Source organism: Lysinibacillus sp. UGB7 (assembly GCF_049058285.1).
Lineage (GTDB): Bacteria > Bacillota > Bacilli > Bacillales_A > Planococcaceae > Lysinibacillus > Lysinibacillus sphaericus_B.
On the sequence record NZ_JBMGUV010000043.1, the window covers coordinates 1 to 20419 of the forward strand.

The window sequence follows — 20419 nt, forward strand, 5'->3', positions numbered from 1 at the left end:
AAAATGAAATTGTCATTAAAACTTTTGTGGATGGCGAATGGATCCAATTACGAGCAAGTGAAAAAGATATTAATAGCATGCAATCTTGGTTTGATTTAGCCAGGCACATGAAGAGTTCTAATGTGAATAATTGAAAGATATTGTTCAAGACCAGGAGGGTGAAAAGGGATGCCGAAATTTAATTTAAAAGTCGTAAATGAACGTCTTGTTATCGATTTAGACAAAATGACAGAAGACTATTCAGAGTCGTATGGGTACGATGGTAAACCAAGTTATTACGACATTGGAGAGCTTGCTACTGCAGCGTCATTCACAGAGGTGGAACTAACACAACAGCAATTAGATAAAATCATGGCTGAATATGAAAACGGCGGTGAATGTGGCTGGTGCGGTGAAATAGTAAGTGAATTAAGTTCTCCACATTTATTTGATTTTGCACCAGGTGAAAAGATGTGTCGAAACTGTTGGAATCATGATCGTGAAGCGTATTTAGGTTCTGTTGGTACGGATATTGGAGAATTCAAGCCGAGAGGGAGCAAGTGAAATGAAAAGACATTATGCATTAATCAGTGTTACAGGAATTTCAGAAGATAAATTCCAAGAGTATTTAGCTGAGTTTATTAACATTATGAGCAAAGAAAACAAACCTAATTTCGGCGCAACTATTTCCGGATTAGACGAAGAGTACGGGAGAAAAATCGAAGAAGATTACTAAATATTCGAAAGAAAGTGTTCAGCATAAGGCGGTGAAAAAATGATTAAATTACTTTCTCTTTTTGGCGGTATTGGAGCAGATGCAAAAGCGCTAAAAAATATAGGCGTCGAGTACAAACTGATCGATTATGTGGAGTGGAAACAGAATCGAGTAAAAGCCTATAACGCAATGAATCCACATCGTTATGAACAACAAAATGTGATTGGTTGGAATTTACGTCCTGATATTTTAGTCCATGGCTCACCTTGTCAAGATAACAGTCGTAGCAACGCTAATCGAAAAGGTGCAAAAAAAGGCTCTCGTTCCGAATTGATGCTCGAAACTCTCCGTATTATCGCTGAAATGGGTGAGTGGAAGCCGAAAGTAGTTATTTGGGAGAACGTGAAAGGTGTGCTTGATAAAGGCGTCATGCCTATCTTTAATTACTACTTACAAGAAATGAGCAAGCTAGGCTACACCAATTCATTCGATGTATTAAATGCTATGGATTTTGGAATACCGCAAGCGAGAGAGCGTGTTTTCTGTATATCGATTTTAGGCGGTGCAGCTTTCGATTTTATAAGACTTGAAAAACAACCATTGCGCCATATTAATGAGTTTTTAGAGGACAACGTGACGGACGAGCGTTACATGATTAATATTCCGTCAATGATTAGTCGATTGAAAGACTTAGCAACACCAGAACAGATTGAAGCAGCTAAGAAAAAACATCGTTTTATCGAAACTATTGATAGCTATTGTACGACGATCACAGAGCGCCAAGACCGTTGCCCAAATGCAGGTGTGGTAAAGGTAGCAGAAAAACAATACCGCTATTTAACAGAGCGTGAATGTTGGCGTTTGATGGGCTTTGATGATAATGATTTTGATTTGATGCTTAAAGAGTTTCCTATGAAGACGGGGCTACGAAATGCAACGTTATACGCACTGGCTGGTAATAGCATCGTGGTTCCGATATTAGAGGCGATATTCAATGTCATTATTAACGAGGATTACGGAACGGACCTAATAGCAGATACAACAGGTCAGTTGAAGTTAATTTGTTAATCGAAACATATTGCGAAGGAGGAACAAGTTTGATTGCTATTGTATCAGTGGAATTAAAAACGAACGATGCCTGTGTTATCGTGGCCATGAATGACAAGTTAAAGGATAAGGCAATTGAAATTGTGCGTGAACGGAATAAGTGTTTTCCAGATTGTCATTGTTATGTCCAATCCAATATTGATTATGTGTATGAGGAATAGTCGATAAATATTGTTCAGTAACAGAAATGTTTTGTGGGTTACAGGAGGAGTAAAAATGAAAGCATTACGAAGAAGAAAAATTGCAAAGCAGTATGGTGTTGTTTATAAAAGATACATCAACAAAAACGCTAACTTTCATTATTTTAAGAAAAAAGGGAGTGGTTTCGGTTTTTATCATTGCAACAATTTAACGTTTTTAAATGTCGTAAAAAATAAACACAAATGGGACGATTTTAACTTTGAACATAGAAAATAACAACTACTTAATACAACATCAAAGTTACTGAACACTTTGAGGAAAATATCCAATGGAAAGGGAAAATGGTAATGGCTAAACATGAACTTAAAATACTTCCTGAATATCTTGAAGCAGTTGTAGATGGTTCTAAAACATTCGAAATACGTAAAAATGACCGTAACTTTTCAGTTGGGGATACAGTTTTCTTGAATGAGTTTGATGGTGAAAAAATGACTGGACGTTGGACGGAAAGAGTCATTACTTATATTACAGATTACGAACAAAAGGAAGGATATATAGTTATGGGAATTGCTAGACCTTAATGAACCATCTGAGTAAAAAGCATAAAAAAAGAGCGACAGTTCCACCCACCACTCAACCAAACTATACAAATAAAGTATAGCATACTTATTTGCAAAGTGGGATAAAAGGTAGCCGAAAGAGGGATTGAAATTTGATGATTAATGCCATTGATATTATGTATGCTAACCCGATCTGGACAACGATATGGCTCTTTATTATTGTTGCAGGAGTAGCTGAAACTATAAACAATTTGAAAAATAAGTAAATTAAAAAAGGCTGAATAACAGATAAGGAGAAAAAAATATGGAATTAGCGACAGAGAAGGTTCATGTAGACACTTTAACTAATAAAGCGTCAATTGATGCAACTAACGGAAAAGTTATTTATATCGTTGACAATGGCGAAGTGGAAGCAATACCTTTACCACCCTACGGTACATTGGAAATAGCATGTCAAAACTCTAAAATTCACAGTCTGCAATATCGACAGACGTTCAAAAGAAAATAATAAGCTTTGTCGGAAAAACCGAGAGCACAAACATCCTAAGCAAAGGGATTGTTTGTGCTTTTTTATTTGAAAGGAGAAGTTAAATCCTATGAATGAATTTGGTAAAGAAATAAAGGATGCAGCTGTAAGCATTGGCCCACAAACATTTAAGAATGCAGAAGAAATAGCAAATGCACTAATGCACATTGCGGAAGTATTTGGAGCAACTATAAAGCAGTTACAAGAAGCCTTAATGATAGCTGCACGAAATACAGGTGATATAACAGCTATGACAGGTGAAGAGATAGGAGCAGCACTAAATTGCATGGAGCCATGCAGACAAGAAACTAAACCTATTCACAAGATGTGTTTTGTACGACCACGTATAGTTCATCAGGTCTCAAGTCGTAAACCACGGCACCTAATAAAAAAGATTATTCGATAAAGGTGGTGCAGCGTTTTGAAAAGGCTGTTGCAAGAATACAGAGAAACATTAAACGAGACTGTTAAAAAGGTAAATTATTTAGAATCACCGGCTTTTAAAAGCGCCCGCAAAAAAAAGGGATTGACGGCGACTAAAATCGATGAAGATTGCACCATTTTGAGAGCTGCAGAGAGCAATTTGCATTTTGTAATTGAGTGGCTAGAAAGAGGATTTCAACCAGATGCCCATTGGAGAGGGATTGAAAAGAACGATGCTTATTATGTCTTACGTTCATATGATCCTTCGATGATGGAGGTGTTGATTGAAAATAAACAAGCAAATGAACCTTATGAAATGATTGATGAAAGTTTAGTAAGCATTGAAGAGAAAGAAGAACGTGAGCGTATTACTTTTGAGGATTCTTTGACACGTGGAATGGCGGGCCTATTTGAAAAAGCAAAGGAAATGTTGACGCGTGAAGAACAAGATATTTTGTTGTTGCTGCAGCAAGAAATGCCTCAATCAGAAATAGCCAACTTAATAGGCGTATCACAGCAAGCTATATCCAAGCGTATCAAGAGGATTAAGAAAAAGTTATCAGAGTTAGGTATTGAAAGGGCGGATCTGTAATGAAGCGCGTAATGCCGATACGTGACAAAGAAAAGTTACGACAAATGAAAAAGGTATTGAAAGATCAGAGTGAAAGAAATTACATCATGTTTATGATTGGGATTAATGCAGGGCTTCGTATATCGGACATTTTGCCTTTACGTGTCAGAGATGTTAAGGGCGAGGATATGAATGTGCTTGAGCAAAAGACTGGCAACGAACGTGAAATACCAATCAATGATTCTTTGAAGCGTGCACTACAAAAGTATATCCGTGGCAAAAAAGATAACGAGGTATTAATAAAGAGCCGTGAAGGGATGAATCAACCAATCAGTAGAGACATGGCTTATAAGATTATAAGAGAAGCAGGCGAGCAAGTAGGGCTGGTGCGGTTGGGTACGCACACGATGCGTAAGACCTTCGGCTATAACTACTATCAGAACACAAAGAACATTGAAGCGTTACGTACAATGCTAGGCCACAGTGACGTGAGATACACAAGGATATACATAGGGATTGAGGAAGATTTCATTCGTGAACAGTACATGAAACACACGAATTTATGAAACCGTAATCCCTATTCTTTTCCGCACCAATTACGCATAATTTTCCCCACGAATAATTGGAAGATAAATATTTTTAGAATGTGTATGTATCAAGGGTTGAGGGCGTGTGCGTGAGTTATGCACAACATAAAGATGTAACGAACTGGATGGAATGGGGTTGTGACCTGTCAAATATAGGTGAGAAGGATGTGCTGCAGCATGTCTTTAGTAAGAGCCTTTAAGGTGCCTTCAACCGTTGGCACTGTAGAGCCTGTGAGCCTGGCTGAAAGTCTTGGGTCCTTCCACCGGGGGGACCGGCATACGGGGCTTGCGAGCCCCAGGAATCGTTCGAAAATGAAAAAAAAAAAATACTACGGAACTACGGTTTGGAGGGAGCGATATGAGCGAACTTCGTGTTGACGATGGCAAAGTGGTAATGCGTATTGAAGATGGAAAAATGCAAATCACAACAAGAGGGTTATGCGATCTTCTCGAAGTAACCGACAAAACACTAACGAATTGGAGAAGGCAAGGATGCCCGCAGGCTTCGCGTGGTTGGTGGGAGTTGCAAGATGTTTTGAAATGGCGAGGGATGATTCAAGCCGGAGAAGATGCAGAAACCAAAAAAGGTGTAAATCTTCAATTTAAAAAATTAGAAACAGAGATTGCATATAAAGAATCGCAAGCCGAGCTATCAAGAATCAAAGCAGATTTAGCGGCGGGTAAATACGTAGAACGCGAATTTGTAGAAATGGAATTGAGCCGATTTTTCTTGGTATTCAAAAAATCCGCAACGGCATTGACCAGGAAATTAGGAAACATTATTAGCGCATATGCCGATCCATTAGAAGCTAGACGTGCGGAGCAAGAAGTGGCCAATACAATTAATGATGCATTGGAGCAATTGAGCGTGGATGGTGTTTATAGTGCAAAAAAAGCAAAGCGCAGTGACAAAAAGTAAAAGTAATTGGCCAGCTTGGTTAACGGCATCGTTAAAGACATTAAAACCCCCTGAAAAGATGTTGCTAAGTGAATGGGCTGAAAAATATAGAGTGCTAGACAGTAAATCAAGTGCAATACCTGGGCCGTGGCGAAATAACGTGACATCTTACTTAGTAGGAATAATGGATGAATTCAACAATGTAGAAACTGAAGAAATCATTTTTGTTAAGCCCACACAGGTAGGAGGAACAGAAGTTTTACAAAATGCGCTAGGGTACTTTGTTATGCAAGATCCATCGCCTACGATGGTGGTTTATCCATCGCAAGAATTGGCCGGTCACGTATCAAAGAATCGTTTGCGTCCGATGTTTCGTATCTCTAAGTCATTAAATAAGTGTTTTTTTGAGGACAAATCAGAAGAATTGGAACTTCAGTTTGACGGAATGTTTATCACACTCGAAGGGGCAAATTCACCAGCAAGCTTGGCATCAAAACCGATTCGATATTTGTTGTTAGATGAAGTTGACAAGTACCCTGGTGCCTCGAAAAAAGAAGCTGATCCAATTAAATTATCACGAGAACGTACAAAAACATTCCCGAATCGAAAAGTATTTATGGCTTCTACGCCTACGTTGCGAACAGGCCACATATGGAAAGCAAAAGAAGAAGCCGATGCAGTTAAACACTACAAAGTACCTTGTCCACATTGTGGGGAGTATATCGAATTAAAATTTAAAAATTTACGTTGGCCAAGCAAAGAAGAAGTCGCTTCAGCAGCAGACAGAGCAGAAGGTGCATTTTATGCGTGCCAAGAATGCGGGGCTATTATCAATGATCGTCAAAAACCTCAAATGCTACGTGAAGGACGTTGGGAAGTTGTCGAGCAACGAACGCAATACCCAAGAAAAATATGCTTTTGGATGAATACTTTATATTCACCTTTTGTGCGTTTTGCTGAGGTTGCAAAAGAATATTTGACCTCAAAAGATGATCCTGAAGCATTTCAAAATTTCGTGAACAGTTGGTTGGCCGAACCTTGGGAAGATACCAAGTTAAAGACAAACGCAGACATGGTTTTAGAACGTCAGACTGAATTTGAAGAATTTATTGTACCGGATTGGGCGGAAATGCTAACAGCTGGTGTCGATGTACAGGAAACTAGCTTGTATTGGACGATTCGAGCATGGGGGCCGTATTTAACAAGTCAAAACATTGCTCATGGACAAGCACTTAATTTCAAAGAGATTGAACGTGTAATGAATTTGGAATTTAAAAAACAAGATGGCCAAACGATGTTAGTGCAATTAGCTGGTATCGATTCAGGAGATCAAACTGACGATGTTTACGAATTTTGTGCAAGAAATAGTGAATGGGCTATACCAATAAAAGGGGTACCTGGTGGACACTCGCATTTCCGACTCAGTAAAGTGAACAAAATAAATTCCAATGCCTACGGGATGCAATTGTTACTTGTTGATGGTGGCAAGTACAAGGACATTATAGCGTCACGTATGGACAAATCTACCGGAGTGGGTAGTTGGATGGTGTATAAAGACTGTGATAAGGAATACGCAGAACAAGTAACAGCAGAGCACAAGGTGCGTATTAAAGGCAGTAAACAACTTGTTTGGGTGCCAAAAACTTCACATGCAGACAACCACTATCTGGATTGTGAAGTATATGCGTTTGCGGTGGCCGATGTATGTGGCGTGAGAACGTTAAGTCTGCACGCAGAAGCAGAAAAACAAGCTGCACAACCAACGTCGCAAGAACAAAAGATAAATGATAATGCAACGAACTATAACGATAGTTGGTTAGGAAATAAAGGTGAAAGTTGGTTGTAAGAAAGGTGTGTTGGTATTGACAATTCAAGAACAATTACAACAAGTGAATGAGGCCATTGCATCAATTGAAATTGGTGGCCAGGAGTATCAAATTGGATCACGACGATTGAAGCGTGCAGATTTAGGTCTGTTATACAAGCGTCAAAAAGATTTACAACAGCAAATAAGTGCCGAAAATGGGCATTCAAATGCGTTCGCAAACACGTCTGTCGCTGTTTTTGACACACGTTAAGGGAGGGTTATATGAATCTATTTGAAAAAACAATTGCAATAGCCTCACCTAGACTAGCGTACGAACGGTACATGTGGCGTATGAGCGTCAAAGGGTTGGAAAAAAGCTACGATGCAGGAAATGACGGACGTTTAAATGCTGGTTGGCGTGTAGTCAATAGTAGTGCTGAATCAACAGATAAGATGTATCGAGATACTATGCGTGCGAGAAGTCGTGATTTAGAACGAAATAGTGACATACTTGAGAGTATTTTGCTGGCATTTGAACGGAATGTAGTAGGAACAGGTTTCAAGTTACAGGCGAAAACGCATGACGAACAGTTAAATGTCCAAATTGAAGCTTTATTCAAAGAGTGGGCACGGCCGAAGTATTGTGATATTACAAAACAACAGTCTTTTGCAGAGTTATGCCAAATGATTGCGCGAAGAAAACGTGTAGACGGTGCTGTAGTTATCGTAAAACGGTACAACGCTAACGGCTATATCCCGTTAGTTTTGCAGGTCTTTGAAGTAGATGAATTAGACACAATGATGCCAGCATCAAGCGGGAAACGTATTGTAGGCGGTATTGAGTACGATGAATTCAATTGTCCAGTGGCATATTACATAAAAAAATATGACATTTATGGACTTTATACAGGAAATTCTGAGCGTATCAACGCAAACGACGTAATGTTTTTATACAAAAAGAAACGACCTTCACAGATTCGGGAAATTACAGAGCTATCCACTACGCTTCCACGAGTTCGAGACACCAATCAATTTATGGAAGCGGTCAGCGTGAAAGAACGAATAGCGGCGCTTTTAGCCGTATTTATTCGTCGTGCGTCACCAGAAGGTGGTGGTTATGGGCGTAGTGCCAATGCTAAAGAGTTAAAAACTTATGAAGGTAAAAGTATGACGCCAGGGATGATGATGGAGTTGAACCCTGGTGACGATGTATCGGTTGTTCAACCACCAGCGCAAGGCGCTAGTGCAGCTGATTTTGTACGATTACAGCAACGCTTGTCAGGTTCGGCACAAGGTATTTCGTATGAAGTGACAGCGCGGGATATGTCACAAGTCAACTACTCTAGTGCAAGACAAGGGCTATTAGAAGATAACAAGACTTACACGATGGAACAAGATTATTTGAAAGAGCATTTCTTGAAAGAAGTATACGAAGAATTTATTGAAGCGGCTGTTTTAAGTGGAAAATTGAAGATTCGGGACTATTTTGAGAATAAAGAGGAGTATTTGAAGCATGAATGGGTAGCGCCAGGAATGAAGTGGATTGATCCGTTAAAAGAAGCCAATGCCAACAAGGTTCAACTTGCTACGTGCCAAACGACATTGCAAGATGTTGCGTCAGGGCAAGGGGCAGATTGGCGGGAACTTATAGATCAACGTGCAATAGAAATTCAATACATGAAGGCAAAGGGGGTGATTAGTGTTGACGGAGAAATCGACGAAGAATCAAAAAAACTCATTGAACAAGACGAAAGCAAAGATGGAATCGATGAAAAGAAATCTAACGATTGATTTAAGAGCGCTAGATGATGACAAACGACAAGTTGAATTATCGTTTTCCAGTGAGGAAGCCTATGAGCGATGGTGGGGCATGGAAATTTTATCGCATGAAACAAGTGCTGTAGATTTAAGTCGATTGAATGAAATCGGCTGTTTGTTATTTAACCATAATCGTGACAAAGTGATTGGCCGTATCGATAGTGCTTGGGTGAGAGATAATCGTGCTTATGCGTTAGTGACGTTTGATGAAGATGAAGAAAGCGACGTTATTTATCAAAAAGTTAAATCTAAAACGTTAAAAGCAGTATCGGTAGGCTACACCGTTTCAAGTTGGGAAGAAGTAGCGGTGGGCAAGGCATCGGCAAACGGGCGTCATGTAGGTCCATGTTCAGTTGCATTGAAATGGCAGCCGTATGAAATCAGTATTGTTTCTGTTCCTGCAGATGCAACGGTTGGCGTTGGTCGAGATATGGGGAACGAAGAAGAACAGATTGAAAAAGCGGACTATTCGTATTATGAAAGACAAATTTTACTTAACAAAAACCTACTTGGAGGGAAAGAATAATGAATTTACAGCAAATGTTAGCGCGTCAACAAGAGATTGTGGATGCGGCAAAAGCGGAAGGCAGTCGTGCATTATCAAAGGAGGAACAAGAAGAATTTGACCGTCTGCAGACGGCAGTAGACGCATTACGAGCCTTAGGTGATGGATTACAAGCTCCATCAATACCACAAGGTGGAGCAGATCCTAATAAGGATGAAAATAAGCGTCAACTCATTGAAAACGAGCGTCAACGAAGTGCTGAAATCACAAGAATTTGCCGTAATTTTGATTTAACTCCGGATGAATTTATTTCTTCAGGTAAAACAATCGACCAGGTGCGTCAAATAGTGCTTGAAAAACAGTTAGAAGGTCGCTCACCGGTGAGCACAGGCGTAAAAATCATTAGTGATGAAGGTGATAAATTACGTCTTGCTGCCATCGATGGACTAGCGATGCGTGCAGGTGCAAGTATCACAAAACCAGCAGAAGGAGCAAAACAATTCCAAGGAATGTCTTTACGTGATCTAGCGAAAGAAACTTTGCGAATGGAAGGTATACCAAATGCGTACCGTCTTAACGACGAAGATCTTTTACGCCAGCATTTAACACCAACGTCAATGTTCTCAGGTATCATTGACCAAACAGCACGCACGGTGTTTGAAAAAGCGTACACAGAAGCGGAAACAACCTATCAAGAATGGGTTAAAACAGGAACATTAACAGATTTCCGTCCAACGAAGACTTTTCAAGCGGGTACTGCAGGTGAATTATTGTTAGTTAGTGAAAATGGAGAGTTGAAACACGACGATCCAAATGCGGAAGAAGGTCCAGTGCGTCAATTATTAACAGTTGGACGTCAATTCACTATGTCACGTCAGATGTTCATCAATGATGATGTAGGATTCATCTCACAAATGCCTGCCTTATACGCACAATCAGCTCGTTTAGGTATCAATCGACTAGTTTACCGAACACTAGCGACAAATCCGGCTATTTGGGACGGAAAACAACTATTCCATGAAGAACATGCGAATATAGGTAAAGGCAGTGCACCAAGTGTAGCAGCATTATCAGAAGCACGTCGTTTGTTAAAGAAACAAAAAGCGGCTGGTGGCGAAGTAAATTTAAATATCCCGGCTCGTTTTATGTTAGTACCAACATCTTTAGAGACAGCTGCAGCCCAATTAATTAGCACGCCAGTTGATCCAAGTGCAACAAATCCAAACGTAGTGAATCCGTTCTACAACAAATTTACAATTATTTCAGATCCGGAGCTTGACGATGTAAATGAAAACGGTGAAAAAGAATGGTATGTTACGGCGGATAAATTACGTTCTCCGATTCAAGTCGATTTCTTAAATGGTATCGACATGCCAACAATCGTAATGAAGCAAGCGCCAGCAGGGCAATTAGGCTTTGTATGGGATATTTATATGGATTATGGCGTTTCGATAGTAGATTACAAGACAGCTATTAAAAATCCAGGGCAATTATAAAGGGGGTACACACAATGAAAGCAAGTTATGTACAACGTGGCGAAACAATTGATTTCAAAAACAACACAGTAGCGGTTATAGCTGCAAATGAAGTGGTTGTTTTAACGTCACGAATCGGCGTAGCAGCTACAGAGATTCAAATTGGTGCAATGGGTGCTGTGAATGTAACAGGGGTGTATGACATCCCTGCAGCAAACGGCACAGCGTTTACAGTCGGACAAGACTTATTTTATAAAGATGGCTTGATTGTTGCAGAAAGCACAGATGCAACGCCGGCGGGTTATGCAGTGTCACCAAAAGAAGCAAATGGCACGGTAGCACGTGTGAAAATCGGATAAGGGGCGGTAAAAATGGGTGTAACTTTAATTGCTATTACGCCAGTCATGTTGCATGGCCAGATTATAAAACCAGATGAAAAATTCACTTGTGACGAGCATTATGCAAAAAAACTTGTGGCTGGCGGTTCAGTTAAAATTTTCGGCTTAAATGGAGAAGAAAATAACGAAAATGGCTCATTTGATGACGGTAATGGACAAAAAAGTGATGAAAACGGCTCAGATAGTAACGGAAGTGGCGAATCAAGTAATGCAATGACTGAAGAAGAAATGACAAAAAAATTCGATAAATTACTACGCGACGACTTAATATTGCGTGCTGAAAAGCACAAAATCGAGCTAAAAAAGGATGCTACAAAGCCGGAAATCATCAAAAAGTTAATTGAAGCGGGTGTGAAATCGGATGAAAAAGACATTTAAGGACTTCATGATAAAAGATTTAGACGTTTTTTTTAACATCGATGAAATGGCTGAGGAGCATGAGCTAGAGGGTGAAACGCTCAATTTAGTTGTTGAAAATAACTTAGAAGATATAACGGGCTTCGGGATAGAACAATTAAATGTTGCACAAGAGATGTTCAAACATTATAAGACTATCCTGGTGAAGGCTACAGATTTTTACATCCCTAAAATCGACAGGCTCATAGTTCTTGATGGTGAAGAATATTACGTAGAAAAAACTGGCGAGGAAATGGGTATTATTCAAATTGTAGTTTCTGCAAATGAAAGCTAGGTGTTTATATGATTGAACTAAATTTGCGACAAGTGGAGTATGTGCAAGAAATATTCAGAAACACGCCACAGCAGGTTCCGAAAGTCGTTTCTAGGGCCATTAATCGTTCCGCACATGCAGCGAGAGCACAAGCTAATCGTTCAGTTAGAGAGCACTATAATATAAAGCAACGGGATGTATCTAGTACCATTAAGGTGAGAACAGCGTCACCAGATAATTTAACAGCTAGCATTAGATCAAGCGGTGAACCTCTTAAACTAATGACATTCAGAGTTTCACCGAATGGCCCCAAAAAAGTAAAACAGGTCACTGTTGGGGTAAAAAAGGGTTCCCGAAAACGAATAAAGGGAGCCTTTGTCACGGGAATGAACAGTGGGCACGTCAATGTATTTACGCGAGTGACTAAAAAAAGGCTACCTATTCGCGGTCACTATGGCCCATCTGTGCCACAGATGATTGGAAATGAGTCAGTGGTATCCGTCGTTGAAAATAAGGCTTATGACGTGCTAGACAAACGATTAGAGCACGAAATTAATAGATTGTTAAGGGGATGACGGTGTGCATGGAATCGATTTAGTGGACACACTCAAAGACTTTCTACAAGAAAAATTGAAAGATATGGAGCTTCAAACAAAAGTGCCGGAGATACTTAAAGCTCCAACTGTTTATGGTGGTTATTTACCGCAAAAACCAAGTAGACGCGAACGTGATGAGGAAACTGAACCAGAAGATTATCCATTTGTTATTGTTCGCTATTTGGGTCAAAGCGATATTATTCACGAGAAAAAAACAATTGCTGTTCGAATTGTAATTGGGACATATAGCAAGGATGAGCAAAATGGCTGGCGTGAGAATTTGAATGTTTGGAATCGTATCGAGCTATCGGTGAAAGAGGCACAAGCTGTGGGTCCATTTAATTTAGCTGGAACTATGGAAGTGGATCTATTCGAGGAGCAGATGCGACCATCATGGCATTCTACAGCGGTATTAGAGTTTGAAGCGCCACAAGTACAATGGAATAGGAGTGTGTTAGACGATGAGCTCTAAAATTGAAAGTGAAAAAGCATCCCCTGAAATGGTGGGGGAGGCGATTAAAAAGGCATCTGCAAAGGAAAGCGCAGATGTCCTTATTTATGTTGGCCCAACAGTGAAACAGCTTACTCGTTATGCATCATTTGTCGGGGGTAAGCCAGCGCATTTAAAGGAGCACTTTGAAAATTGTAAAGTGCTTGAGAAATTGTTTATTAAAACCAAAGATTTTGCAACATTTGAACAGAACCTTACAGATGCAAATTCTGTAGAAATGATGCTGTTCAAAAAAATTCAAGACTATTTCAGTGAGGTGAAATAACTATGGCATTCCGACATGGTTCCCGTGTTACCGAAGCACCTACATCTTTAATGACACCTGTTGTAGCTACTGCAGCTCTACCGGTTGTATTCGGAACAGCGCCAATTAATTTAGCAAAAACAACTGAGCACGTCAATAAGATTGTTGTTGCATACTCATTTGATGAGGCTCAGGCGGCACTTGGCTATACAGATGATTGGAAGAACTACACGCTTTGTGAAGCAATGGATGCAGCATTCCGTTTGTTTAATGTAGCGCCAGTTATCTTTGTAAATGTGTTAGACCCAGAGAAGCATAATGAAACAAGCAAAGAAGTTGTTCCGGTTTCTAATAAAAAAGCTATAGCAAAAGCGAAAGGTATTTTGCTTGATACTTTAAAGGTAAAGACTGCTGAAGAATCAGCTGAGTTAAAGGCAGACGAAGATTATGTTGTGTCATTTGATGATGACGGACAGGTCGTAATTGTACCTTTAATTCAAGCAGATAAACTCTATATTGAGTTCACACGTCTAGCGCCTGAAAAGGTAACAGCAAATGATATTATCGGTGGTTCTGACGTCAATACAGGAAAGTTGCAAGGCTTAGAACTTTTAAATGCTGTTTTCCCTAAAACAGGCATGATACCAGGTTTAGTAGTAGCGCCTAAGTTCTCAAAAGATCCGATGGTGGCAGCAGTAATGAAAGCAAAGGCATCTGTGGTAAACACTTATTTCCGTGCGGCTTCGTTATCAGATATTGATACAGCTGTAGCTGATGTCTATACGAAGGCGAATGAATGGAAAAATCAAAATAATTATACGGGGTCGAATGAATTTCTTGGGTGGCCATTGTTGGGATTAGGTGAAAAGGTGTACCACTATTCGACACAACTTGCTTTTCGAATTACGAAAACAGCTGCGGAAAATGGTGATTTCCCTCATGTCAGCCCATCGAATCAACCTTTACAAATGACAAAAATGCTTAACGATGCTGGCGATGAAATTGATTTAGGTCCGGATCAAGCCGAATTGCTAAACTCGCAGGGCATTACAACAGCACTTAATTTTATGGGCGGTTGGAAGTGTTGGGGTAACCGAACAGGTGCATTCCCAGCAAGCACCGATGTGAAGGATATTTTCATCCCTGTGCGACTGACACACAATTGGATTGCAAATACGATTATTTTAACTACATGGGGTAAGGTGGATGGACCGGTTTCCCGTCGTTTAATCGATAGCATTTTAGACACGATGAACATGTGGTTCAATGGCTTGCAATCACGCGGAGTGATTTTAGGCGGACGTGTCGAATTTAAGAGGGAGAATAATCCTAAAGCTGATTTAATCGGCGGTAAGATTCGTTTCAACTACTATGTAGCAGAGCCGACACCAGCTGAGGACATCGAAAATATTTTAGAATTTGACCCGACGTATTACAACAATCTCTTTAACTAATAGGAGGAATCGTGAATGAGTATCATTCCAGAAAAATTAAATGATTATCGGGTTTTTGTGAGTGGTAAATCCGACTTGAAGGGGGTTGCAGATTTGCAGCTCCCTTCTTTGGAATCTCTGACTGAAACGGTGAACGGGTCAGGAATTTCAGGTGAATATGAATCACCAGCTTACGGTCACTTCCAAAGCATGAAGTTTACTATTAATTGGCGAGTAACTAGTGATGAGTTGTTGGATTTCTACAAACCAGAAGCCATTACAGTTGACTGTCGTTTAGCAAACCAAGAGTACGATGCTATTAAAGGCAAACATCATTTCAAACCAAATCGAGTGGTAGTACATGGACTGGCTACTAAAAATGATTTAGGTAAAGTACAAAAAGGTTCTCCATATGAGAGTTCAACTGAAATTGAAGTGCTATATATGAAGGTTGAACGTGAAGGCAAAGTGTTACTTGAAATCGACAAAATTAACTATATCTTTATCGTGGATGATGTGGATTATATGGCTCGCTTGCGCGAAGCACTGGGCATGGCCTAATTAAAAGGAGGAAACGAAAATGACTGAAAAAAATGATGTAACAATGGAAAAACAAACTGAACAGGTGGTAGCTAATCCAGAGATTATCACAATGCCAATTAAAAAACCTATCGTATTAAATGGTGCTGAGGTTAATGAACTCGTGTTAGATTTCTCTAACCTTACTGGAAAGGATATTTTAAATGTTGATGCTGAACTACGCATGAATGGTCGTCATAGTGGATTTGACAGCATCTACAATCAGGATGCCATGTTGAAGTTAGCTGCGCGTGCAACAAATTCTATTCCGGAAGATTTAGAAAAACTTCATGCAATGGACTTTTTTGAGATGGTTATGCAAGTACGAGCTTTTTTCTTGAAGTGGTAGGTGAAAATGGTGGTGCTAAGGATTTCAGGAGGACGTTTTTAAAAATTTCTGGAGGTACTTACACTAGCATTGAATTTTGGCAGTCTCAGAGATTGTCAGAACTAAGAGCCTGGCTAGAAGCAGCAGCCGACGAGGAGGTAGACAACGATGGCTAGAAAAGCATTGGAAATGACTATCGAAATCGGTGGACGAATCGCTGGTTCTTTAGGAAACGCGTTTCAACGTGCGACGGGTAATATAGACGATTTACGTAATCAATCACGAGCAGCACAGCGTGAATTAAATCGTTTAGGAAATGAGTTTCGACAAGGGCGCATTACGCAGTCTCAGTATGCCGAAGAAACCGAACGAGTTACGCGTGAGTTACGTCAACTAGAAAATACACAACGGCGTGTCAAAGCTATTAGTGGCTCTCTGCAAAGTGGATTTAATACGGCGAAGGCTGTTGGAAGTGTTGCTGCTGTAGCAACTGTTGCTACCACAGCTGCTGTTGCTATGAAATCAATAAATACTGCAGCTGATTTTGAATCTCAAATGTCCGCAGTAGAGTCAAAAACACAAGCTACCGGTGCGGAAATGAAAGCACTGAAGCAAACAGCACTTCAGTTAGGGGCAAGCACTAGTTTATCAGCATCAGAAGTCGGCGGTGCAATGGATGAACTAGCAGCAAAAGGTTTTGATGCGGGTAAAATTATTGGTGCGATGCCGGGTATTATAGCAGGTGCAGAAGCAAGTGGTGAGGATTTAGCGCTTGTTTCAGATGTTGTTACATCGGCCATTAATAGTTACGGATTTGCTGCAGAAGATGCAAGTAGAATCGCTGATGTTATGGCAATGAGTGCCAATAAAACAGCAGCCGGTGTTGCTGATTTAGGGCAGTCTTTTAAATATGCTGCTCCAGTAGCCAAAACATTAGGAGTAGAGTTTGAAGAGTTAACTGCTGCAACGGGTATTTTAGTGGATAAGGGCTTGGCTGGTGAGCAAGCAGGTACGGCATTAAGAATGTCATTAATTCGTCTTTCAAAGCCACCAACTGAAGCAGCGAAAGCTTTGAAAAAGTTAAATATTAGTGCAGTAGATTCGAATAATAAGTTTAAAAGTCTAGCTCAAATTTCAGGGGAATGGAATAAAGCAACAGAAAAGTTAACCGCAACGCAAAAAGTCCAGTATGCGTCTACCGTGTTTGGTTCGGAAGCTGCAACAGCTATGTTGAATATTTTTGATGCAGGTCCAGAAAAGATTCAAGAAATGACAAAGGCGTTAAAAAATAGTGCCGGCTCATCTGCTGAAGCTGCAGCAATCATGAAAGACAATTACACAGGTGCAAAAACTCAATTCTTTGGTGCTATTGAGTCAGGTCAGATTGCATTTGCTACTCCTATTTTGGATGTATTAAAGGACACATTCCAGGGCCTTACAGGTATGGTCGATGATAACATGGCTGGCATAGGAGCTTTAGGCGAAAAAGTAGCAGGAGGGCTTCGAGATATTTTAGATCCCTTTGCCACATTGAAGCCTGAGTTAACACCTGAAATTCGTCATGATCCTGAAGCTTTTAAAGAATACGAAAAAGAATTAGCTAAGTTCAATAAATTTGACGGAATGGATTTTGGAGACAAAATAATCTATTCCCTAGATACCGCAACTGACAAGATGGGAGCATGGTTAGGTGGTAGCGGTGGCGAAGCAATGAGCGAGATCTTTTCAAAACTTGGCGAAATTGCTTTTGAGGCTTGGTTAGGGGCATTTACTGGATCTTTGAAAGCTGCAGGAAGCAATTTAATGGATGGAAATATTGGTGGTGCAGTTGGCATGGGCGCAGCCGCTTGGATGATGGGCGGCGGTTTAATGGTCAAGGGGGCAATTGGGGCAGGTAAGTGGGGAAGAGATGCTTATAATTCCAGACGAGCAACAACTTTGCCACCTCCACCAACGCCTCCACCAACACCACCCCCAACGCCAACGCCACCAACGCCCGGAAATAACGGTGGCATCATAGGACCGAATCGAACAGGTACGGTTACTCGATATGGAGGTGGACCAACCCCTCCTCCAGTGCCACCACCAGCTCCAAATCCAACCCCTTCCCGTGGAGCTAGAATAATGGGGCAAGTGGGGAAAGTAGGCAAGGTAGCAGGGAATGTAGCAGGAAAGGCTATGCTACCACTTGGCATAGCGATGGAAGGTTACAACGTCTATAAATCAGAAGACAAAGTAAAAGCAACAACAGAAGCAGCAAGTGGTTTAGCAGCAGGACTAGGTGGCGCTAAATTGGGTGCTAGTATCGGTACTGTCATTGCACCAGGGATAGGTACGGCAATTGGTGGTGTACTAGGAGGTGCGGTAGGTTATTTTGGCGGTAAATGGTTAGGTGGTAAAGCTGTTGATACAGTACGTGGGGGCAGTAGTGCTACTGCAACAAGTGCACCAGCTCCAACACCAACAAATAATGCCGGCGTTGCACCAACACAGCAGTTTGATGCAACAAAATTAAACACTTCTGCAACAGCATTAGCAACTACTTTAGAGGGTACTAATACATCTCTTACAGCAATCGCTAGCTCATTTACAACGTTACAAACAAGCGCTAGTACAACTGCAGTTAACATGGATAACTTGACTATGTATTCAGGCCAAGTAAGTACAGATCTTGTTACATCGTTTTATTCATTAAAAACGGCAACAGACCTTTCAAACACAAATATGGCCACTTTAGCATCTACCATTGGACAGGCAACTGGATGGATTACATCAATCCAAGGTATTCAACCAGCTGTTCAAAATGTAATTACGTCTCTAAATGCTCTTAAAACACGTATCGATAACATACAACTTCCAAGTGCTGGTGGCGCTACACCAAGGAGGACGCAATATGAATAGGTATACAACTATCCAGGGTGATACATGGGATTTAATTGCATACAGGCTGTGGGGGAGCGAATATTTGCTTCCCCTTTTACTTGAAGCTAATTCTAAGTATCGTAATACTATCTTTTTTACAGGTGATGTTGTTTTAAATGTACCCATAATTGATACAGCTATTTATACGGAACGCCCTAGTTGGCTTGGGGAGAAGGAGGAATTATGACTTTAGCAAGAAGAACAGTGTTAAATGTAACCTATAACAATACTCGATTGACAGACGAATTAGGGGACAATTTAATTGACTGGACATACACAGACAATTTAAGTGGCGAAATAGATGATTTACAGCTTGTTCTACAAGATGCAACTGTCTATTGGATAAATGATTGGTTCCCATCTAAAGGGTCACTTCTAGAGGTTGAAATAGCACGAAGTCATTGGACTGAGAATGTTGTAAAAACTAAGTTAGGAAAATTCGAAGTAGATGAGCTTAGTGGAGGTGGTCCACCAACAAAAATGACAATCAAGGCATTAGCTGTTCCAGAGTCAAATTCCATACGAGGTCAATACAAATCTAAAGCATGGGAAAAAGCAGCACTAAAACAAGTTGTAAATGATATTGCTAAAGCCAATCATTTAAAGGTGTTTTGGGAGACAAACGAAAATCCTAAAAAAGATCGCTATGAGCAAGAATCTGAAACTGATTTAGCTTTCTTGCATCGACTATGTAAAGATGAAGGCTTATGTCTCAAATTATCTAATAGTTCCATTGTTGTTTTAGATGAGGAAGATTATGAATCTAAGCCCACAGTCGACACAATTATCCGTGTAAGTAAAGAAACGTGTAAAATTCAGGTCCTTGATTGGAGCTTTAATACAGCCCTCACAGGTGTTTATAAAGATTGTCGTGTACAGTCACATAATGCTGGTAAAAAGAAAACCATAAAAGCAACATTTTCGCCTAAAAAGTCCCCGAAGGTAGGCCGTACACTCGTAGTGAAGGAAGAAGTTAAATCAGTAGCAGAAGCTCAAAAACTAGCCAAAAAAAGGCTGAGAGAGGCTAATAAGAACGCCACAACAATTCAATTGAAAGTGATTAGTGAAATGCATATCGATGCTGGAATGACTTTTAATTTAATAGGTTTTGGCCGTCTAAACGGTAAATATATCGTTACGAGAGTAACACACAACAGAAGTGAAATTTCTCTGGATTTACGTAGATGTTTGGAGGGGTATTAATGCGTGTACAAGTTGGCGAAGTAACTACTGCTGATCCCACACAAGGAACAGCTCGTGTCAAAATTGAAGAACAAGACGACAAAGTGTCGGCTCCATTACATGTTTTGTACCGAGGTACATTAAAAAATAAAGACTATTGGATGCCGAAGATCGGAGAGCGAGTACTTTGCCTTTTCACAAAACAAAGTGAAGGTTTTATTTTAGGTTCATATTATTCGGATGGGACTCCACCACCACGAACCGATCCAGAGAAGCGTTGTATTGAATTTGAAGATGGTAGCTTCATCGAATATGACACTAAAACGCATAAATTACATCTAAATATAGATGGTGAAATAAGCATCGAAACAAAAGGTCCCGTAACAGTAAATGGGCAATTACTTTCACCTGGTGGCAACAGCTCGACATCGGAATAAAGGAAGT

The 20419-nt window shown here is 40.3% G+C and carries 29 protein-coding genes; all 29 read left to right on the top strand.

From position 1 onward, the window contains the following. Positions 1–168: 168 nt before the first annotated feature. The 29 genes from ACOMCU_RS24760 (at position 169) to ACOMCU_RS24900 (ending at position 20412) form a co-directional block, all read left to right on the top strand. Positions 169–543: a hypothetical protein gene (locus tag ACOMCU_RS24760; RefSeq protein ID WP_421051763.1), complete on the top strand. Its 375-nt coding sequence runs from the start codon at positions 169–171 to the stop codon at positions 541–543. Between the two features lies 1 nt (position 544). Further along, positions 545–715, top strand: coding sequence for a hypothetical protein (locus tag ACOMCU_RS24765; protein WP_421051764.1), 171 nt, complete (start codon positions 545–547; stop codon positions 713–715). 39 nt (positions 716–754) lie between these two features. Continuing rightward, on the top strand, positions 755–1762 hold the full coding sequence (locus ACOMCU_RS24770; protein WP_421051765.1) for a DNA cytosine methyltransferase: 1008 nt from the start codon (positions 755–757) through the stop codon (positions 1760–1762). Positions 1763–1791: 29 nt separating this feature from the next. Then, on the top strand, positions 1792–1962 hold the full coding sequence (locus tag ACOMCU_RS24775; protein WP_421051766.1) for a hypothetical protein: 171 nt from the start codon (positions 1792–1794) through the stop codon (positions 1960–1962). A 55-nt stretch (positions 1963–2017) separates the two neighbouring features. After that, positions 2018–2218 carry a hypothetical protein gene (locus tag ACOMCU_RS24780; protein WP_421051767.1) on the top strand — a complete coding sequence of 67 codons (201 nt, stop codon included), beginning with the start codon at positions 2018–2020 and terminating at the stop codon, positions 2216–2218. A 71-nt stretch (positions 2219–2289) separates the two neighbouring features. Beyond that, positions 2290–2523 (top strand): ASCH/PUA domain-containing protein, encoded by a 234-nt coding sequence (locus ACOMCU_RS24785; protein WP_421051768.1) that lies wholly within the window; start codon positions 2290–2292, stop codon positions 2521–2523. 283 nt (positions 2524–2806) lie between these two features. Next, positions 2807–3010, top strand: coding sequence for a hypothetical protein (locus ACOMCU_RS24790; protein ID WP_421051769.1), 204 nt, complete (start codon positions 2807–2809; stop codon positions 3008–3010). A gap of 88 nt (positions 3011–3098) precedes the next feature. After that, entirely contained in the window at positions 3099–3434 is a 336-nt protein-coding gene (locus ACOMCU_RS24795) for a hypothetical protein (protein WP_421051770.1), read from the top strand. Between the two features lie 15 nt (positions 3435–3449). Next, a complete protein-coding gene (locus tag ACOMCU_RS24800) occupies positions 3450–4043 on the top strand; it encodes a sigma factor-like helix-turn-helix DNA-binding protein (protein ID WP_421051771.1) in 594 nt (197 codons plus the stop codon). Next, positions 4043–4588, top strand: a complete 546-nt coding sequence (locus ACOMCU_RS24805) for a tyrosine-type recombinase/integrase (protein WP_421051772.1) — start codon at positions 4043–4045, stop codon at positions 4586–4588. Before ACOMCU_RS24800 ends, ACOMCU_RS24805 begins: the two co-directional genes overlap by 1 nt. Positions 4589–4967: 379 nt before the next feature. Then, positions 4968–5528, top strand: coding sequence for a hypothetical protein (locus ACOMCU_RS24810; protein ID WP_421051773.1), 561 nt, complete (start codon positions 4968–4970; stop codon positions 5526–5528). After that, positions 5494–7353 (top strand): phage terminase large subunit family protein, encoded by a 1860-nt coding sequence (locus tag ACOMCU_RS24815; protein ID WP_421051774.1) that lies wholly within the window; start codon positions 5494–5496, stop codon positions 7351–7353. The genes ACOMCU_RS24810 and ACOMCU_RS24815 overlap by 35 nt, the downstream gene beginning before the upstream one ends. A gap of 7 nt (positions 7354–7360) precedes the next feature. After that, positions 7361–7585, top strand: a complete 225-nt coding sequence (locus ACOMCU_RS24820) for a peptidylprolyl isomerase (RefSeq protein ID WP_421051819.1) — start codon at positions 7361–7363, stop codon at positions 7583–7585. Between the two features lie 11 nt (positions 7586–7596). Continuing rightward, positions 7597–9105, top strand: a complete 1509-nt coding sequence (locus ACOMCU_RS24825) for a phage portal protein (RefSeq protein WP_421051775.1) — start codon at positions 7597–7599, stop codon at positions 9103–9105. After that, positions 9083–9658: an HK97 family phage prohead protease gene (locus tag ACOMCU_RS24830; RefSeq protein WP_421051776.1), complete on the top strand. Its 576-nt coding sequence runs from the start codon at positions 9083–9085 to the stop codon at positions 9656–9658. Before ACOMCU_RS24825 ends, ACOMCU_RS24830 begins: the two co-directional genes overlap by 23 nt. Then, entirely contained in the window at positions 9658–11133 is a 1476-nt protein-coding gene (locus ACOMCU_RS24835; protein ID WP_421051777.1) for a hypothetical protein, read from the top strand. Before ACOMCU_RS24830 ends, ACOMCU_RS24835 begins: the two co-directional genes overlap by 1 nt. 14 nt (positions 11134–11147) lie before the next feature. Further along, positions 11148–11471 (top strand): DUF2190 family protein, encoded by a 324-nt coding sequence (locus tag ACOMCU_RS24840; RefSeq protein WP_421051778.1) that lies wholly within the window; start codon positions 11148–11150, stop codon positions 11469–11471. A 12-nt stretch (positions 11472–11483) separates the two neighbouring features. After that, positions 11484–11888, top strand: coding sequence for a hypothetical protein (locus tag ACOMCU_RS24845; RefSeq protein WP_421051779.1), 405 nt, complete (start codon positions 11484–11486; stop codon positions 11886–11888). After that, positions 11872–12201, top strand: coding sequence for a hypothetical protein (locus ACOMCU_RS24850; protein ID WP_421051780.1), 330 nt, complete (start codon positions 11872–11874; stop codon positions 12199–12201). The genes ACOMCU_RS24845 and ACOMCU_RS24850 overlap by 17 nt, the downstream gene beginning before the upstream one ends. An 8-nt stretch (positions 12202–12209) precedes the next feature. Then, on the top strand, positions 12210–12755 hold the full coding sequence (locus ACOMCU_RS24855; RefSeq protein WP_421051781.1) for a phage tail protein: 546 nt from the start codon (positions 12210–12212) through the stop codon (positions 12753–12755). 4 nt (positions 12756–12759) lie between these two features. After that, positions 12760–13248, top strand: a complete 489-nt coding sequence (locus ACOMCU_RS24860) for a hypothetical protein (RefSeq protein ID WP_421051783.1) — start codon at positions 12760–12762, stop codon at positions 13246–13248. Continuing rightward, on the top strand, positions 13238–13552 hold the full coding sequence (locus ACOMCU_RS24865) for a hypothetical protein (RefSeq protein WP_421051784.1): 315 nt from the start codon (positions 13238–13240) through the stop codon (positions 13550–13552). The genes ACOMCU_RS24860 and ACOMCU_RS24865 overlap by 11 nt, the downstream gene beginning before the upstream one ends. A gap of 2 nt (positions 13553–13554) precedes the next feature. Beyond that, positions 13555–14985: a phage tail sheath family protein gene (locus ACOMCU_RS24870; protein ID WP_421051785.1), complete on the top strand. Its 1431-nt coding sequence runs from the start codon at positions 13555–13557 to the stop codon at positions 14983–14985. Between the two features lie 15 nt (positions 14986–15000). After that, positions 15001–15525 carry a phage major tail tube protein gene (locus ACOMCU_RS24875; protein WP_421051786.1) on the top strand — a complete coding sequence of 175 codons (525 nt, stop codon included), beginning with the start codon at positions 15001–15003 and terminating at the stop codon, positions 15523–15525. 19 nt (positions 15526–15544) lie between these two features. Continuing rightward, complete coding sequence (locus ACOMCU_RS24880) at positions 15545–15892, top strand: phage tail assembly protein (protein ID WP_421051787.1); 348 nt, start codon at positions 15545–15547, stop codon at positions 15890–15892. 147 nt (positions 15893–16039) lie between these two features. Then, complete coding sequence (locus tag ACOMCU_RS24885; protein ID WP_421051788.1) at positions 16040–18772, top strand: phage tail tape measure protein; 2733 nt, start codon at positions 16040–16042, stop codon at positions 18770–18772. Next, positions 18765–18980 carry a phage tail protein gene (locus ACOMCU_RS24890; RefSeq protein WP_421051789.1) on the top strand — a complete coding sequence of 72 codons (216 nt, stop codon included), beginning with the start codon at positions 18765–18767 and terminating at the stop codon, positions 18978–18980. Before ACOMCU_RS24885 ends, ACOMCU_RS24890 begins: the two co-directional genes overlap by 8 nt. Further along, entirely contained in the window at positions 18977–19996 is a 1020-nt protein-coding gene (locus ACOMCU_RS24895; RefSeq protein WP_421051790.1) for a phage late control D family protein, read from the top strand. Before ACOMCU_RS24890 ends, ACOMCU_RS24895 begins: the two co-directional genes overlap by 4 nt. Further along, positions 19996–20412, top strand: a complete 417-nt coding sequence (locus ACOMCU_RS24900) for a phage baseplate assembly protein V (protein WP_421051791.1) — start codon at positions 19996–19998, stop codon at positions 20410–20412. Before ACOMCU_RS24895 ends, ACOMCU_RS24900 begins: the two co-directional genes overlap by 1 nt. Positions 20413–20419: the final 7 nt, after the last annotated feature.

Bases quoted from the DNA above. Each gene is read 5' to 3' on its own strand.
- ACOMCU_RS24760 (WP_421051763.1), top strand. From the start codon at position 169: ATGCCGAAATTTAATTTAAAAGTCGTAAATGAACGTCTTGTTATCGAT.
- ACOMCU_RS24765 (WP_421051764.1), top strand. From the start codon at position 545: ATGAAAAGACATTATGCATTAATCAGTGTTACAGGAATTTCAGAAGAT.
- ACOMCU_RS24770 (WP_421051765.1), top strand. From the start codon at position 755: ATGATTAAATTACTTTCTCTTTTTGGCGGTATTGGAGCAGATGCAAAA.
- ACOMCU_RS24780 (WP_421051767.1), top strand. From the start codon at position 2,018: ATGAAAGCATTACGAAGAAGAAAAATTGCAAAGCAGTATGGTGTTGTT.
- ACOMCU_RS24785 (WP_421051768.1), top strand. From the start codon at position 2,290: ATGGCTAAACATGAACTTAAAATACTTCCTGAATATCTTGAAGCAGTT.
- ACOMCU_RS24790 (WP_421051769.1), top strand. From the start codon at position 2,807: ATGGAATTAGCGACAGAGAAGGTTCATGTAGACACTTTAACTAATAAA.
- ACOMCU_RS24795 (WP_421051770.1), top strand. From the start codon at position 3,099: ATGAATGAATTTGGTAAAGAAATAAAGGATGCAGCTGTAAGCATTGGC.
- ACOMCU_RS24805 (WP_421051772.1), top strand. From the start codon at position 4,043: ATGAAGCGCGTAATGCCGATACGTGACAAAGAAAAGTTACGACAAATG.
- ACOMCU_RS24810 (WP_421051773.1), top strand. From the start codon at position 4,968: ATGAGCGAACTTCGTGTTGACGATGGCAAAGTGGTAATGCGTATTGAA.
- ACOMCU_RS24825 (WP_421051775.1), top strand. From the start codon at position 7,597: ATGAATCTATTTGAAAAAACAATTGCAATAGCCTCACCTAGACTAGCG.
- ACOMCU_RS24830 (WP_421051776.1), top strand. From the start codon at position 9,083: ATGAAAAGAAATCTAACGATTGATTTAAGAGCGCTAGATGATGACAAA.
- ACOMCU_RS24835 (WP_421051777.1), top strand. From the start codon at position 9,658: ATGAATTTACAGCAAATGTTAGCGCGTCAACAAGAGATTGTGGATGCG.
- ACOMCU_RS24840 (WP_421051778.1), top strand. From the start codon at position 11,148: ATGAAAGCAAGTTATGTACAACGTGGCGAAACAATTGATTTCAAAAAC.
- ACOMCU_RS24845 (WP_421051779.1), top strand. From the start codon at position 11,484: ATGGGTGTAACTTTAATTGCTATTACGCCAGTCATGTTGCATGGCCAG.
- ACOMCU_RS24850 (WP_421051780.1), top strand. From the start codon at position 11,872: ATGAAAAAGACATTTAAGGACTTCATGATAAAAGATTTAGACGTTTTT.
- ACOMCU_RS24855 (WP_421051781.1), top strand. From the start codon at position 12,210: ATGATTGAACTAAATTTGCGACAAGTGGAGTATGTGCAAGAAATATTC.
- ACOMCU_RS24865 (WP_421051784.1), top strand. From the start codon at position 13,238: ATGAGCTCTAAAATTGAAAGTGAAAAAGCATCCCCTGAAATGGTGGGG.
- ACOMCU_RS24870 (WP_421051785.1), top strand. From the start codon at position 13,555: ATGGCATTCCGACATGGTTCCCGTGTTACCGAAGCACCTACATCTTTA.
- ACOMCU_RS24875 (WP_421051786.1), top strand. From the start codon at position 15,001: ATGAGTATCATTCCAGAAAAATTAAATGATTATCGGGTTTTTGTGAGT.
- ACOMCU_RS24880 (WP_421051787.1), top strand. From the start codon at position 15,545: ATGACTGAAAAAAATGATGTAACAATGGAAAAACAAACTGAACAGGTG.
- ACOMCU_RS24885 (WP_421051788.1), top strand. From the start codon at position 16,040: ATGGCTAGAAAAGCATTGGAAATGACTATCGAAATCGGTGGACGAATC.
- ACOMCU_RS24890 (WP_421051789.1), top strand. From the start codon at position 18,765: ATGAATAGGTATACAACTATCCAGGGTGATACATGGGATTTAATTGCA.
- ACOMCU_RS24895 (WP_421051790.1), top strand. From the start codon at position 18,977: ATGACTTTAGCAAGAAGAACAGTGTTAAATGTAACCTATAACAATACT.
- ACOMCU_RS24900 (WP_421051791.1), top strand. From the start codon at position 19,996: ATGCGTGTACAAGTTGGCGAAGTAACTACTGCTGATCCCACACAAGGA.